Source organism: Variovorax pasteuri (assembly GCF_051216435.1).
In the GTDB taxonomy this organism is placed as follows: Bacteria; Pseudomonadota; Gammaproteobacteria; order Burkholderiales; family Burkholderiaceae_C; genus Variovorax.
Map to the genome: position 1 here is coordinate 283785 of NZ_JBPJZS010000001.1, position 15248 is coordinate 299032.

The following is a 15248-nucleotide window of genomic DNA, read 5'->3' on the forward strand; positions in this document are numbered from 1 at the left end:
TCAGCCGTCGATTTCTGCGCGCAGCTGGTCTTCCATCGTCTCGCGACGGCGGATCAGCGTGGCGGTGGCGCCGCTCACCAGCACCTCGGCGGCACGGCCGCGCGTGTTGTAGTTGCTGGACATGCTCATGCAGTACGCGCCTGCCGACAGCACGGCCAGCATGTCGCCGGCCACCACATTGAGCGCGCGGTCGCGGCCGATCCAGTCGCCGCTTTCGCAGACCGGGCCGACCACGTCGTAGGTCGGTGCATCGCCGGCGCGCGTGCGCAGCGGCACGATGCGCTGGAAGGCCTGGTACATCGCGGGGCGCGGCAGGTCGTTCATGGCCGCATCGACGATGCAGAAGTTCTTGTCTTCGCCCGGCTTGGTGTACAGCACCTCGGTCACGCACACGCCGGCGTTGCCGACCAGCGAACGGCCGGGCTCGATGACGAGCTTGCGCTGGCCGAAGCCGCGCGCGTCGAGCTTGGCGAGCAGTTGCAGCCAGAGGTCATCGGCCTTGGGCGGCACTTCGCCGTTGTAGTCGATGCCCAGGCCGCCGCCGAAGTCCAGGTGATGGATCGGCACACCGGCCGCTTCAATGGCCTCGACCAGGTCCAGCATCCGGTCGCAGGTGTCGAGGTAGGGCGACGCTTCGGTGATCTGCGAGCCGATGTGGCAGTCGATGCCGACCACTTCCAGGCCGGGCAGCTTCGCGGCGTGGCGGTACGCCTCGACCGCGCGGTCGTGCGCAATGCCGAACTTGTTGCCTTTCAGGCCGGTGGAGATGTACGGGTGCGTCTTCGGATCGACGTTCGGGTTGATGCGAATGCTGATGGGCGCGCGGCGGCCTTCAGCCAGCGCCACTTCGTTGAGCACGTCGAGCTCGGCTTCGCTCTCGACGTTGAAGCAGGCGATGCCGGCCGCGAGGGCCTGGCGCATTTCTGCGCGGGTCTTGCCGACGCCGGAGAAGATGATCTTCTTCGGATCGGCGCCCACGGCCAGCACGCGCGACAGTTCACCGCCCGAGACGATGTCGAAGCCGCAGCCGGCCTGCGCAAACACGCGCAGCACGCCGAGCGACGAGTTGGCCTTCATCGCATAGCAGATGAGTGCGTCTCGGCCTTCGAAGCCGCGCTGATAGGCCGCCAGGGCGTCCAGCATCCATTGCTTGGAGTAGACGAAAAGAGGGGTGCCGTGCTCGCGGGCCAGTGCGTCGAGCGCAAGACCCTCGATGTGCAGCGCGCCGTCGCGCTGGGCGATGTGCGGGTGACCGGGGAGGGCGGCAGAGGTGACGGTGCCGGTCATTTCCGGGTCCCCGTGTTGCTGCTGCTGCCGGCCGGCGCGCTGGCACCGGCGGCCGGTGCACTGGCGGCTGCAGCCGGTGCGGGCGCCGCCTCGGTGGAGGACGAGGACCTCAGGCTCTCGGGCGTCATGAGCTGCGGCAAGGTGGCCCGCTGGGCGGCCGCGGGATCGGTCGGCAGGTACAGCGCACCGCGCTGTCCGCAGGCGACCAGCCCGGTGGCGGCTGCGACGAGGCAGACCATGAGCGCAGCGCGGGGGCGGGTGCTCACTAGAATTTGGCGAACATTCAACATAGCGAAATTGTAATGACCGACATTGAGTACATGGACCGCGCCGAAGCTGCGCTCGCCGCCATCGAGCGCGGTTGCGACAGCATCAACGACGCGAGCGACGTCGACCTCGACAACCAGCGGGTCGGCGGGATGATCACGATTTCATTCCAGAACGGCAGCCAGCTGATCGTGAACCTGCAGAAACCCCTGCAGGAAATCTGGCTGGCCGCGCGTTCGGGCGGCTACCACTATCGCCATGACGGCCAGGCCTGGGTCGACACCAAGACCGGCGAGGAGTTCTTCGGCAACCTGTCGCGCGAAGCGACCCTGCAAGCCGGACAGCCGCTGGTGTTCGCGGCTGCCTGATTCATCCTCATCAGTTCCTGAACAGGTCGAGGATGCGGTTGCGCTCCTCGGGCGGAGGCTGCGGGCTTAACGGCGCGCCCGTGAGGCTCTCTACCGGCGCCACAGGCGCAGAGGATTCCACGCCCAGGCTGGCCACGCCACGGCCCGGTGCGTAGTCGTCGTAGTACCACTCGCCGCCGACGCTCACGATGCCTGACGGCGGGTTGGCCGACAGCTCGGTCACCGGCACGCCCTTGATGGCGGTTTCCATGTAGTTGATCCAGATCGGCAGGCTCAGGCCGCCGCCGGTTTCGCGGTCGCCCAGGTTGCGCGGCGTGTCGTAGCCGATCCACGAGATGGCCGTCATGGTCGGCTGGAAGCCGGCGAACCACGCATCGAGCGAGTCGTTGGTGGTGCCGGTCTTGCCGTACAGGTCGGGGCGCTTGAGCATGGCCTGCGCCTTGGCGGCGGTGCCGGCACGGGCCACGGAGTTCAGCAGCGTGTCCATGATGAAGGCATTGCGCTGCGGAATGGCACGCGCCGCCTCGTTGAGCAGCGTCGGCTGCTTGTCGACCAGCAGCTTGTCCTTGTGGTCGGTGATGCGGGTCACGAGGTACGGATTGACGCGGTAGCCGCCGTTGGCGAACACCGAGTAGCCCACGGCCATCTGCATCGGCGTGACCGCGCCCGCACCGAGCGCCATCGGCAGGTACGCCGGGTGCTTGTCCTTGTCGAAGCCGAAGTTGGTGATCCAGTCTTGCGCATAGCGCGTGCCGATGGACTGCAGGATGCGGATCGACACGAGGTTCTTCGACTTCATCAGCGCGGTGCGCATCGACATCGGGCCGTCGTAGCCGCCGCCGTAGTTCTTCGGTTCCCAGGGCTGGCCGCCGGTGGTGGCGGCATCGAAGAAGAGCGGGCCATCGTTGATGACGGTGGCGGGCGTGAAGCCCTTTTCGAGCGCTGCGGAGTAGATGAAGGGCTTGAAGCTCGACCCCGGCTGGCGCCAGGCCTGCGTCACGTGGTTGAACTTGTTCTTGCCGAAGTCGAAGCCGCCGACCAGCGCCTTGATGGCACCGTCGCGCGGGTCCATTGCGACGAATGCGCCCTCGACCTCGGGCAACTGCGTGATTTCCCAGGTGTTCTTGGGCGTCTTGACCACGCGGATCACCGCGCCGCGACGGATCTTGATGTTGGGCGGGGCCTTGTCGGACAGGCCCGACTGCGCGGGCTTGAGGCCTTCGCCCGTGATCTGCACCGCGTCGCCGTTGGCGCGCACGGCGTCAATCTGCTTGGCCGTGGCCTTGAGCACCACGGCAGCCATCACGTCACCGTTGTCGGGGTGGTCGCTCAATGCATCGTCCACCGCTTCGTCGACTTCCTTGGCGTCGGCGGGCAGGTCGACGAACTTCTCGGGGCCGCGATAGATCTGGCGGCGCTCGTAGTCCATGATGCCCTTGCGCAGTGCCTTGTAGGCTGCGGCCTGGTCGGCCGCTACCAGCGAGGTGTAGACCTTCAGGCCGCGCGTGTAGGTGCTGTCGCCGTACTGCGTGTACATGAGTTGGCGCACGGTTTCGGCCACGTACTCGGCGTGCAGCCGGTTCGGGTCGGCGGCGTCGCGCAGGTGCAGTTCCTCCTTCTTCGCTTCGCCCGCCTGCTCGGCAGTGATGAAGCCGGCTTCCTGCATGCGGTCGATCACGTAGAACTGGCGACCGCGCGCGCGCTGCGGGTTGTTCACCGGGTTGTTCGCGCCGGGCGCCTTCGGCAGCCCCGCGAGCATCGCGGCCTGCGCGATCGTGAGTTCCTGCAGCGGCTTGCCGAAATAGGCCTCCGAGGCGGCGGCAAAACCGTAGGCCCGGTTGCCCAGGTAGATCTGGTTCAGGTAGATCTCGAAGATCTGGTCCTTGCTGAGCAGGTGCTCCAGCTTGAAGGTCAGCAGCACCTCGTAGATCTTGCGGGTCAGCGTCTTTTCGGAACTGAGGTAGACGTTGCGCGCCACCTGCATCGTGATGGTCGAGGCGCCCTGGCTCTTCACGCGGTTCAAGTTCGCCAGGCCCGCGCGAACCATGCCCTTGTAGTCCACGCCGCCGTGGTCGTAGAAGCGCGAGTCTTCGGCGGCGAGCACTGCGTCCTTGACCACCTTGGGAATCGCCGAGATCGGCGTGAGGTTGCGGCGCTCCTCGCCGAACTCGCCGATCAGAACGCCCTCGGACGAGAACACCCGCAACGGCAGCTTGGGCCGGTAGTCGGAGAGCTCGGAGATGTCCGGCAGGTTCGGATACGCGACCGCCAGGGCCACCGCCACCACGCACAGCACCGACAGCACGCCGGCTGCAGCAATGCCGAATCCCCAGAAGAAAAGGCGCAAAAGCCATTTCAGCCAGGTCGGGCGTCGAGGGGGAGGGGTCTTGGCTGGCCCTTTGGGGCTGGATGTTTCTTGCATGGGGGGCCGGAGAGTCACCGAACATTATAAAAAGCCGCCTCCTTCCCACCATCCGTTCTTTGCCGACCTTGCATCGGCCTAATTCAAAAGTTACAAAATGCGCATTTGCCGTCAGGTTTTGACAACGATTATGGGTTTTGCTCCCCGGCGTTGCTTGGTAGGTGGTACGCCTGCTGCTAGCATGCAACCGAACGCAATTTTTTCTATTGGTTACAAATACAGGGGATAGAGGGACCTACCTTGGCTGCTCTTGGATCATTGTTTCGTCGTCAGAATGCTCCCTTGCTTGGGCTGGATGTCAGTTCGTCCAGTGTCAAGCTGGTCGAGCTGGGCCGTGAGGCCAGCGGCAAGCTGGTTCTGGAACGCTGTGCCATCGAACCCCTGGAGCGTGGCTGGATCACGGACGGCAACGTCGAGAAGTTCGACGAAGTCGCGGAAGCGGTCCGGCGTGTGGTTCGCAAGAGCGGTACGCGCACCCGCAATGTCGCGCTCGCGCTGCCGCCTTCGGCGGTGATCACCAAGAAGATCATTCTTCCGGGCGGCATGAGCGAACAGGAACTCGAGATTCAGGTCGAGTCCGAGGCCAACCAGTACATCCCTTTCTCGCTGGACGAAGTCAGCCTCGACTTCTGCGTCACGGGCCCGAGCAGCAGTTCGCCCGGCGATGTGGAGGTGCTGATTGCCGCTTCCCGCAAGGAAAAGGTCCAGGACCGTGAAGGCTTGGCGGAAGCTGCCGGCCTGAAGGCGATGATCCTCGACGTCGAGTCCTATGCGTCGCGCCTGGCAACGGCCCGCCTGATCGAACAACTGCCCGGCAAGGGGACCGACGCCATCGTGGCGCTGTTCGAAGTGGGTGCTTTCACCACCAGCATGCAGGTGCTGCGCAACCAGGAGGTGCTGTACGACCGCGACCAGGCCTTCGGTGGCGCGCAACTGACGCAACTCATCGTGCGCCAGTACGGTTTTTCCGCCGAAGAGGCCGAGGCCAAGAAGCGCAGCGGCGACCTGCCGGACGACTACGGTTCCGGCGTGCTCAAGCCCTTCGTGGAAAGCATCGCGCAGGAAATTGCGCGTGCGCTCCAGTTCTTCTTCACCAGCACACCGCACAACCGCGTGGACTACGTGTTGCTCGCAGGCGGCTCGGCATCGCTGCCGGGCTTGACCAATGCCGTGACCCGGCAGACCTCGTTCGCCTGCTCGCTGCTCAATCCCTTCGACGGCATGGACTTCAGTTCGAACATTCGCGAAAAGAAGGTCCGGCGCGAGGCGCCTTCCTATCTGACCTCCTGTGGTCTGGCCATGCGGAGGTTCCTGCAGTGATCCTCATCAACCTGCTTCCGCACCGCGAAGCTGCGCGCAAGAAGCGCCGCGAGGCGTTCTACGGCACCCTGGGCGCCTCGGCCGTGCTCGGCCTGCTGATCGCCGGGCTGGGTTACCTTTGGTTCGAGGCGCAAATTTCCGGGCAGCAATCGAAGAACAGCTTTCTTCAGGCCGAGATCAAGAAGCTCGAGGTCGAGATCAAGGAAATTTCGACGCTGCAGGAAGAAATCGCAGCCCTGCGCGCGCGCCAACTGGCGGTCGAAGACCTGCAAGGCGACCGCAACCTGCCGGTTCACCTGCTCAATGAACTGGTGCGGCAATTGCCCGACGGCGTCTACCTGACGAGCATGAAGCAGGACAACCAGACCATCACGCTGCAAGGCATGGCGCAGTCGAACGAGCGGGTCTCGGAACTGCTGCGCAACCTGGGCAACAACAGTCCCTGGCTGGTGAAGCCGGAGCTGGTCGAAATCACCTCGGCCAACGTCAACCTGACCCAGCGTGACCAGCGTCGCGTGGCCAACTTCACCATGCGCATCGGTCTGAAGCGACCCACCGACGCGCAGAAGGCTGCTGCCGACAAGGCATTGGCTGCAACCGCGCAGTCCAAGGGGTAATCGATCATGGCAAGCAATCGCCCCTCCCAGAAAGTAGATGTCGCCGCGGCGCTGCGCCGTTTCGGCGACCAGTTCCGCGGACTCAATCCGAACGATCCGTCGATGTGGCCAACGGTGCCGCGCTATGCGCTGTGCCTGGCTGTGACGGCACTGGTGCTGGTCGCCCTGTGGTTTGTCTGGCTGACCAATTCGAATGACGAGCTGGAAAGCGAGCGCGCCAAGGAAGTCACGCTCAAGGCCGACTACGCGAAGAAAGTGGCGCAGGCCGCCAACCTCGAGCTCCTGAAGAAGCAGCGCGAGCAGGTGCAGCAGTACGTGACCCTGCTCGAGAAGCAACTGCCCAGCAAGGCGGAAATGGACGCGCTGCTGTCGGACATCAACCAGGCGGGCCTCGGCCGCAGCCTGCAGTTCGAGTTGTTCCGTCCGGGCCAGGTGTCGGTCAAGGACTACTACGCCGAGCTGCCGATCGCCGTGCGCGTCACCGGGCGCTACCACGACATGGGCGCCTTCGTGGCCGATGTGGCGGCCCTGTCGCGCATCGTGACGCTGAACAACATCACCGTCACGCCGCAAAAGGACAAGGACACGCTGACGATGGACACCACCGCACGCACCTTCCGTTACCTTGACGACGACGAGCGGGCTGCACAGAAGCGCGCCGCCGCGCCGAAGGGGAAAAAGTGAAGGCCGTTGCCAAGATTCTCTGCCTGACGCTGGCTGCCGCGGCGCTGAGCGCCTGCGAGTCCGACCAGGAAGACATGCAACGCTGGATGGCCGAGCAGCGCGCGCAGGTGAAGCCCTCCGTGCCGCCGATCACGGCACCCAAGAAATTCACGCCGCAGGCCTACACGGAGGCTTCCTCGTTCGAGCCGTTCAACGTGCTCAAGCTGACGCAGGCGCTGCGCCGCGAGTCGAACCAGCCGAGCACCTCGGAGCTGATTGCGCCTGAACTCGCACGCCGCAAGGAGCCGCTCGAAGCCTTCCCGCTCGACGCCATGGCGATGGTCGGCAGCATGAACCGCAACGGGCAGCCCGTGGCGCTGGTCCGCGTCGACAAGCTGCTCTACAAGCTGCGCGTCGGCGAGTACCTGGGACTCAACTACGGGCGTATCACCCGTATCAACGAAACCGAAGTCAGCCTGCGCGAAATCGTGCAGGACGCGGCCGGTGAATGGATCGAACGCGTCGCGACGCTGCAGTTGCAAGAGAGTGCGAAATGAACCAAGAAAAATCAACGATGGCACAGTGGCTGCGCGCTGCCGGCCTGGGTCTGCTGGCTTTCGGTGCATTGGCCGTGGCCCATGCGCAAAACGCCATCGAGGCGGTGACCAGCTCGACCCAGTCGGGTGCGGAAGTGATCCGTATCGACCTTGCACAGCCGCTCACGGCCGTGCCGGCCGGATTTTCCGTGCAGACGCCGGCGCGCATCGCGCTTGATTTCCCCGGCGTCACGAATGGCATCGGCCGTTCCGCCATCGATGTGAACCAGGGCAACCTGCGTTCCGTGAACGTGGTCCAGGCCGGTGAACGCAGCCGCGTGGTGCTCAACCTGAAGCAAGCCACGGCGTACAAGGCCGAGATCCAGGGCAAGTCGCTGCTGGTCATTCTCGAGCCGGTGGCCGGGACGGCGCTTGTCGCCTCCACCGCGTCGGCGTTTGCGGAAAACCGCAACCGCGACACCCTGCCGCTGCGCGATGTGGACTTCCGCCTTGGCAAAGACAGCACCGGCCGCGTGATCGTCGATCTTCCGAACAACCAGGTCGGCGTCGATGTGAAGCAGCAGGGCAAGAACCTCATCGTGGAGTTCACCAAGTCGACGCTGCCAGAAGGCCTGCGCCGCCGTCTTGACGTGTCCGATTTCGGCACCCCGGTCCAGCTGATCACCTCGCAACAGTCGGGCGACCGCGTCCGCATGACGATCGAGGGCAAGGGCGACTGGGAACACAGCGCTTACCAGAGCGAGAACCAGTTCGTGGTGGAGATGCGGGCTCGCAAGGTCGACCCGACGAAGCTGACGCAAGGCACGGGCTACAACGGCGAGAAGCTGTCGCTCAACTTCCAGAACATCGAAATCCGTTCGCTGCTGCAGGTGATCGCCGACTTCACGAACTTCAACATCGTGACCTCGGATTCGGTGACGGGCGCGCTGACGCTGCGGCTGAAAGACGTGCCGTGGGACCAGGCGCTCGACATCATCATGCAGGCCAAGAACCTGGGCATGCGCAAGAACGGCAGCGTGCTGTGGATCGCGCCCAAGGACGAAATCAACGCCAAGGAAAAGCTCGAGTTCGAGGCCAAGGCCACGATCGAGAATCTGGAGCCGGTGCGCACGCAGTCCTTCCAGCTGAACTACACCAAGGCCCTGTCCATTGCGCAAGGCCTGACCGGCACGGGCGCATCGGCGGGCGGCGGCGGTGGTGGCGGTACCACGACGCGCATCCTGAGCCCCCGCGGCAGCGTGATCGCCGAGTCGCGCACCAACCAGCTCTTCGTGTCCGACATCCCGTCACGCCTCGCCCAGGTTGCGGAGCTGATCCAGAAGCTGGACATTCCGGTGCGCCAGGTGTTGATCGAAGCGCGCATCGTCGAGGCCTCCGACACCTTCGGCAAGTCGCTGGGCGTGAAGCTCGGTGGCGGCATTGCTGGCGAACGCTTTGCGTCGTCGGCGGGCAACCGTGCCTACGGCAACGTCGGCGCGATGCCGATCGTGACGGCTGGCACTGCTGGCGGCGCCAGCACCGCCACCACCACCTTCACCAACTCCAACTTCATCAACCTTCCCGCTGGCGATGCAGGCGGCACGGGCAATGCGGCGGGTACCTTCGCGATCTCGCTCTTCAATTCGAGCTTCTCGCGCATGCTGAACCTCGAAATCTCGGCGCTCGAGGCCGATGGCAAGGGCAAGCTGGTCTCCAGCCCCCGCGTGATCACCGCCGACCAGACCAAGGCGCTGATCGAGCAGGGCGAGGAAATTCCCTACCAGCAGGCGACGTCCAGCGGTGCGACCTCCATCTCGTTCCGCAAGGCGGTGCTGAAGCTCGAAGTGACGCCGCAGATCACGCCTGAAGGCAACATCATCCTGACGCTGGACGTGAGCAAGGACGCACGCGGCGTGAACACGTCGGCAGGTCCCGCCATCAACACCAAGCACGTGCAAACCGAGGTGCTGGTCGAGAACGGCGGCACGGTCGTCATCGGTGGTATCTTCGAACTCACCGAAACCAATGACGAATCGCGCGTGCCGGTGCTGGGTGAAGTGCCCTACCTGGGGGCACTGTTCCGCAAGCGCGAACGCGTTGCAAACAAGACCGAAATGCTCGTCTTTATCACTCCGAAGATGATTACCGACCGCAACGCCGCGCGCTGACGCGCGGGCGTAGCAGCTACCGCGTGGTGGTCGCACTCGTCGGGTTGCCCGGCGCCGGAAAATCTGCAGTGGGCCGGCGCCTGGGGATGCGGCTGGACCTTCCTTTCATCGACACCGATCACGTGATCGAGCAGCGCATCGGCTGTTCGATCCGTGATTTTTTCGACCGTGAAGGCGAGGTTGCCTTCCGCGACCTTGAGCAAAACGTCATCGCCGACCTGGCGGCCAACGCCCAGGGCGTGCTGGCCACCGGCGGCGGGGCAGTGCTGCGCGATGCCAACCGCAACCAGCTGCGCGATCACTTCCACGTGATCTACCTGCGCTCCTCCCCCGAAGACCTGTTCCGGCGCCTGCGTCACGACGTCAAGCGTCCCTTGCTGCAGGTGGCCGATCCGCTGGGCCGCCTGCGGGAGCTGCATGACGCGCGCGACCCGTTCTACCGGGAAACAGCGCACGACGTGGTCGACACAGGCCGGCCGTCCATCGCCATGCTGGTGAACATCATCGTCATGCAGCTCGAACTGGCCGGCATCGTCGAGCCCGGGGCCCATCCGGAAGAGCCCGCCGCCTGAGCCGGCCCTGGCCGCAGCGCCTAAACTCGCCGCCATGTCCCTGTCCGTACTTTCCGCCCCGCCAGAACGCGTCGACATCCAGCTCGGCGACCGCAGCTATCCCATCCTGATCGGTGCCGGCCTGCTGGACGACCCCGAGAGCTTCGCGGTCGCGCCTGCGGCCGCTTCCGCCCTGATCGTCAGCAACACCACGGTGGCGCCGCTCTACGCGAAGGCGCTGCAAGCAGCCCTTGCGGGCCGTTTCCGCACGGTTCACCTGCTTGAGCTGCCCGACGGCGAAGTGCACAAGAACCTGCAGACGCTGAACCTGATCTTCGACGCCCTGCTGGGCCACGGCAGCGACCGCAAGACGGTGATGTTCGCGCTCGGCGGCGGCGTGGTGGGCGACATGACCGGCTTCGCCGCTGCCAGCTACATGCGCGGCGTGCCGTTCATCCAGGTGCCGACCACGCTGCTGGCGCAGGTCGACTCTTCGGTGGGCGGCAAGACGGCCATCAACCACCCGCTGGGCAAGAACATGATCGGCGCGTTCTACCAGCCGCAGCTCGTGGTGTGCGACCTGGGCACGCTGCAGACCCTGCCGCCGCGCGAACTGAGCGCCGGCCTGGCCGAGGTCATCAAGTACGGCCCGATCCACGACATGGCCTTCTTCGACTGGATCGAGGCGAACATCGACGCGCTGGTGGCGCGCGACCCCGCCGCGCTGGCCTACGCCGTCAAGCGCAGCTGCGAGATCAAGGCGCTGGTGGTCGGCCAGGACGAGCGCGAGACCGGCCTGCGCGCCATTCTCAATTTCGGCCACACCTTCGGCCATGCGATCGAGTCGGGCCTGGGCTACGGCGAATGGCTGCACGGCGAGGGCGTCGGCTGCGGCATGGTCATGGCAGCGCACCTGTCGCAGCGGCTCGGCGGCGTGGACGCGGCCTTCGTCGAGCGGCTCACGCGCCTGATCCGGCGTGCCGGCCTGCCGACCGTCGGCCCGGCGCTGGGGGCCGAGCGCTACCTGCAGCTGATGCGCGTCGACAAGAAGTCCGAAGCCGGCGAAATTCGCTTCGTGGTGATCGACAAGCCCGGCTCCGCCGTGGTCCGCAGCGCGCCGGACGCGCTGGTGCGCGAAGTGCTCGCGCAGTGCTGCGAGGGATGAGTCTCGCGGCCTATGCCTGCCACCCCGCGCAGTCGCGCGGCCGTCGGCATGCCGAGCCGCCCGCGCCCACGCGCGATGTGTTCCAGCGCGACCGCGACCGCATCGTGCATTCGACGGCCTTCCGCCGGCTGGTCTACAAGACGCAGGTCTTCCTGAACCACGAAGGCGACCTGTTTCGCACCCGGCTCACCCATTCGCTGGAAGTCGCCCAACTGGGCCGCTCCATTGCGCGCGCCCTGCACATCAATGAAGACCTGGTCGAGGCGATCGCGCTGGCGCACGACCTGGGCCACACGCCGTTCGGACACGCGGGGCAGGACGCGCTCAATGCCTGCATGGCCGGTCACGGCGGCTTCGAGCACAACCTGCAGAGCCTGCGCGTGGTCGATGCGCTCGAGCACCGCTACCCGCAGTACGACGGCCTGAACCTCAGCTTCGAGACCCGCGAGGGCATCCTCAAGCATTGCTCGCGCGCGAACGCCGAGAAGCTCGAAGCCGTGGAGCCTCACGGCGTGGCCCGGCGCTTTCTGGACCGCACGCAGCCGGGCCTCGAAGCCCAGCTGTGCAACCTGGCCGATGCCATCGCCTACAACGCCCACGACATCGACGATGGCGTGCGCTCGGGCCTCATCAGCGTCGAGCAGCTGTCCGACGTGGCGCTGTTCGAGCGCTACCGCCGCGAGGCGCTCGCCGAGCACCCGCAATTGAAGGGCCGCCGCGTGCTCTACGAGACCATCCGTCGCATGCTGAGCGCGCAGGTCTACGACGTGATCGACGCAACCCGCGCTGCGCTCGAGGCGCTCGGACCGGCCGATGCCGATGCGGTGCGCCAGGCAGCACCCGTCGTTGCATTCAGCGAGGCCATGCAGGCGCAATCGGAAGACCTGAAGCGCTTTCTCTTTCGCAACCTCTACCGCCATCCCCAGGTCACGCAGAACACCGACCAGGCGCAGGCCGTGGTGCGGGAGCTGTTCGACGCCTACCTTGCGCGCAGCGCCGAAATGCCCGACGGCTACGCCGAGCGCGACGACCGGCACCGCGCGGTGGCCGACTACATCGCCGGCATGACCGACCGGTTCGCCATGCGCGAGCACGAACGGCTCACGGGCCGCCGGGGGATCGCGTGAGCCCTGCCGCGCCTGCGTCCGTGCGACCGCGCGTGCCGGTCGCCGCCTTTGCCGTGCTCCTGGGCGGCGTCAGCGGCGCTTTGCACCTGGGCAAGCTGCCGCCGGCCGTGCCCGCGCTGCAGGCGTCGCTGGGCATCGGCCTGGTGGAGGCCGGATTCCTGCTGTCGCTCGTGCAGGTGGCGAGCATGACGCTCGGCCTGGCCGCAGGCCTGGCGGCCGACACCATCGGCCTGCGCCGCAGCATGCTCACTGGGCTGGGCGTGCTGACGGTGGCCAGCCTGCTGGGCGGCGGGGTCGGCGTCGGCGCGCTGGGCGGCACGCACGCCGTGGCGTGGTTGCTGGCGCTGCGGGCGGTCGAGGGCATCGGTTTCCTGCTGGCCGTGATGCCGGGGCCCGGACTCATCCGCGTGCTCACGCCGCCGGGTGCCGACAAGGCCGCGCTGGGCCTGTGGGGCGCCTACATGCCGCTGGGCGTGGCGCTCGCGCTGCTGCTCGGGCCGGCCCTGATCGCGTGGGGCGGCTGGGCCGACTGGTGGTGGGCGCTGTCGCTGGTCTCGGCGTTGGCCGCGCTGTGGGTGTGGCTGGCGGTGCCGGCCGACCGGCTGAGGCCGGTGGCCCCCGGCAACGCGTCGATCGGCTGGAAGTCGCGCCTGCACGCCACGGTCGGCGCCCGCGCGCCCTGGCTGGTCGGCCTGACCTTTGCCGTGTACTCGGCCCAGTGGATGGCGGTGATCGGCTTCCTGCCCGCCATCTATGCGGGCGCCGGCGTGCCCGCCGCCTGGAACGCGGTGCTGACCGCGCTGGCCGCCGCCATGAACATCGTCGGCAACATCGCCGGCGGCCGTTGGCTGCAGCGCGGTGTGGCACCGCCGCGGCTGCTGCAGCTCGGTTTCCTGACGATGGCGCTGGGCGGCGTGGCGGCCTTCGCGCAACTGGGGCAGGGCACCGACGCCCTGAGCCTGCCGCCGGTGCTGCGCTACATCGCCGTCTGCGCGTTCTCGCTGGGCGGCGGCATGGTGCCGGCCACGCTGTTCTTTCTTGGGGTGCGGCTGGCGCCGGGGCCCTCCACCGTCTCGACGACGATCGGCCTCATGCAGCAGGCGTCCTCGCTCGGCCAGTTCCTGGCGCCGCCGGCGGTGGCGTGGGTGGCGCACCGCGTCGGCGGCTGGCACTGGACGTGGACGGCCACGCTGGCCTGCTCGCTGGCCGGCATGGCGCTCGCGCGGCGCCTGGGGCGGATTCGCCCTGCGGCGGAGATGGCATGAGCGGCCCGGCGACAATCGACGCCCTTCAGGCTGAGGCCGACATGCGGCGCTGGCTCGAGCGCGCGGTGATCGGCCTGAACCTGTGCCCGTTCGCGAAAGCCGTTCACGTGAAGGGGCAGATCCACTACGCCGTGTACGAGAGCGCCGAGCAGGCCGACCTGATGGACGCGCTCCTGTCCGAAGCCCAAGACCTCGCGGCACTCGACGCCGCCCAGCGCGACACCACCCTTTTGATAGCACCGAACACCTTGGCCGACTTCCTGGACTTCAACGATTTCACGGCGCGTGCCGAACGCCAACTGGCGCGTGCCGGCTACGACGGCGTGTTCCAGCTGGCGAGCTTTCATCCGCAGTTCCAGTTCGCCGGCACCGAAGCCGACGACATCGGCAACGCCACCAACCGCGCGCCGTACCCCACGCTGCACCTGCTGCGCGAAGACAGCGTGGACCGCGCGGTCGAAGCCTTCCCCGATGCGGAAGCGATCTTCGAACGCAACATAGACACCCTGCAGGCGCTGGGCCCGCAAGGCTGGGCCGCGCTAGACGTCGGCCCCGGGAGTGCCAAGGCATGAACACCAAACTCGCAGCGCAGGCACCCCGGACGAACAAGGCCGCCAAGGCCGACGCGGAACTGGCCGAAGTGCTCAAGCCGGGCCAGTCCGTCGAGCTGCTCAAGGAGCTGCACATCCTCACCCGCGAGGGCCGGCTCAACCAGGACTCGCGTCGCAAGCTCAAGCAGGTCTACCACCTGTTCCAGTTCATCGAGCAGTTGCTGCGCGAACTGCCGGAAGAGGGCGCGGGCGCCACGCTGGCCGACCACGGCGCGGGCAAGTCGTACCTGGGTTTCATCATCTATGACCTGTTCTTCCGCGCGCGGCAGGGCGGGGGGCATGTCTACGGCATCGAGACGCGCAGCGAGCTGGTCGAGCGCTCGCGCGCATTGGCGCAGCGCCTGGGCTTCGAGCGCATGTCCTTCCTCAACCTGACGGTGGCCGAGTCGGCCCAGGCGAGCGAGCTGCCCGCGCAGATCGACGTGGTCACCGCGCTGCACGCCTGCGACACCGCCACCGACGACGCCATTGCCTTCGGCCTCGCGAAGAAAGCCCGCTGCATGGTGCTGGTGCCTTGCTGCCAGGCCGAAGTGGCGGCCTGCCTGCGCGAAACCAAGGCGCTTGCCTTGTCGCGCACGCCGCTGGCCGAGCTGTGGCGCCATCCGCTGCACACGCGCGAGATCGGCAGCCAGCTGACCAACGTGCTGCGTTGCCTGTACCTCGAAGCCAATGGCTACAGCGTCACGGTCACCGAGCTGGTGGGCTGGGAGCACAGCATGAAGAACGAACTGATCCTGGCGCGCTACACGGGCCAGCGCAAGGCCAGCGCGGCCACGCGGCTGCGCGAGCTGCTGGCGCAGTTCGGGCTCGACACGCTGGGCGACACGCGTTTTCGCCTGGCCTGAGCGCCGGCGCAGCCCCGCAGGCCGGTCCGCCCACGC

General features: G+C 66.7%; 15 protein-coding genes. 12 read left to right on the forward strand and 3 right to left on the reverse strand.

Annotation, left to right across the window (positions count from 1 at the left end; all coding sequences use genetic code 11):
* The gene (gene lysA / locus ACSFBM_RS01275; RefSeq protein WP_435482776.1) at positions 1-1287 is read right to left on the reverse strand and encodes a diaminopimelate decarboxylase; all 1287 of its coding nucleotides are present in this window, start codon (positions 1285-1287) and stop codon (positions 1-3) included.
* Complete coding sequence (gene lptM, locus ACSFBM_RS01280) at positions 1284-1553, reverse strand: LPS translocon maturation chaperone LptM (protein WP_435482777.1); 270 nt, start codon at positions 1551-1553, stop codon at positions 1284-1286. Before lptM ends, lysA begins: the two co-directional genes overlap by 4 nt.
* Positions 1554-1589: 36 nt before the next feature.
* Between lptM and cyaY the strand changes: the two genes are divergently transcribed.
* Positions 1590-1922 carry an iron donor protein CyaY gene (gene cyaY, locus ACSFBM_RS01285; protein WP_435482778.1) on the forward strand — a complete coding sequence of 111 codons (333 nt, stop codon included), beginning with the start codon at positions 1590-1592 and terminating at the stop codon, positions 1920-1922.
* Positions 1923-1932: 10 nt separating this feature from the next.
* On the opposite strand, the gene ACSFBM_RS01290 is transcribed toward cyaY, so the two are convergent.
* Complete coding sequence (locus ACSFBM_RS01290; protein WP_435482779.1) at positions 1933-4344, reverse strand: penicillin-binding protein 1A; 2412 nt, start codon at positions 4342-4344, stop codon at positions 1933-1935.
* A gap of 240 nt (positions 4345-4584) precedes the next feature.
* Here ACSFBM_RS01290 and ACSFBM_RS01295 point away from each other — a divergent pair, with 240 nt between their 5' ends.
* From ACSFBM_RS01295 to ACSFBM_RS01345, 11 genes are read left to right on the forward strand one after another with little or no spacing between them, the layout of a single operon-like run.
* Positions 4585-5664, forward strand: a complete 1080-nt coding sequence (locus ACSFBM_RS01295) for a pilus assembly protein PilM (protein WP_435441402.1) — start codon at positions 4585-4587, stop codon at positions 5662-5664.
* Entirely contained in the window at positions 5661-6281 is a 621-nt protein-coding gene (locus ACSFBM_RS01300) for a PilN domain-containing protein (protein WP_435482780.1), read from the forward strand. Before ACSFBM_RS01295 ends, ACSFBM_RS01300 begins: the two co-directional genes overlap by 4 nt.
* 6 nt (positions 6282-6287) lie before the next feature.
* Positions 6288-6965, forward strand: a complete 678-nt coding sequence (locus ACSFBM_RS01305) for a type IV pilus inner membrane component PilO (RefSeq protein WP_435482781.1) — start codon at positions 6288-6290, stop codon at positions 6963-6965.
* Entirely contained in the window at positions 6962-7501 is a 540-nt protein-coding gene (locus tag ACSFBM_RS01310; protein ID WP_435482782.1) for a pilus assembly protein PilP, read from the forward strand. Before ACSFBM_RS01305 ends, ACSFBM_RS01310 begins: the two co-directional genes overlap by 4 nt.
* Positions 7498-9648: a type IV pilus secretin PilQ gene (locus tag ACSFBM_RS01315; protein ID WP_435482783.1), complete on the forward strand. Its 2151-nt coding sequence runs from the start codon at positions 7498-7500 to the stop codon at positions 9646-9648. Before ACSFBM_RS01310 ends, ACSFBM_RS01315 begins: the two co-directional genes overlap by 4 nt.
* 23 nt (positions 9649-9671) lie before the next feature.
* Entirely contained in the window at positions 9672-10220 is a 549-nt protein-coding gene (locus ACSFBM_RS01320; protein WP_435482784.1) for a shikimate kinase, read from the forward strand.
* A 34-nt stretch (positions 10221-10254) separates the two neighbouring features.
* A complete protein-coding gene (aroB, locus tag ACSFBM_RS01325) occupies positions 10255-11364 on the forward strand; it encodes a 3-dehydroquinate synthase (protein ID WP_435482785.1) in 1110 nt (369 codons plus the stop codon).
* Complete coding sequence (locus ACSFBM_RS01330) at positions 11361-12491, forward strand: deoxyguanosinetriphosphate triphosphohydrolase (RefSeq protein WP_435482786.1); 1131 nt, start codon at positions 11361-11363, stop codon at positions 12489-12491. The genes aroB and ACSFBM_RS01330 overlap by 4 nt, the downstream gene beginning before the upstream one ends.
* Entirely contained in the window at positions 12488-13756 is a 1269-nt protein-coding gene (locus tag ACSFBM_RS01335) for an MFS transporter (protein WP_435482787.1), read from the forward strand. Before ACSFBM_RS01330 ends, ACSFBM_RS01335 begins: the two co-directional genes overlap by 4 nt.
* Positions 13753-14328, forward strand: coding sequence for a DUF1415 domain-containing protein (locus ACSFBM_RS01340; RefSeq protein ID WP_435482788.1), 576 nt, complete (start codon positions 13753-13755; stop codon positions 14326-14328). The genes ACSFBM_RS01335 and ACSFBM_RS01340 overlap by 4 nt, the downstream gene beginning before the upstream one ends.
* The gene (locus ACSFBM_RS01345) at positions 14325-15212 is read left to right on the forward strand and encodes a class I SAM-dependent methyltransferase (protein WP_435482789.1); all 888 of its coding nucleotides are present in this window, start codon (positions 14325-14327) and stop codon (positions 15210-15212) included. Before ACSFBM_RS01340 ends, ACSFBM_RS01345 begins: the two co-directional genes overlap by 4 nt.
* Positions 15213-15248 lie beyond the last annotated feature (36 nt).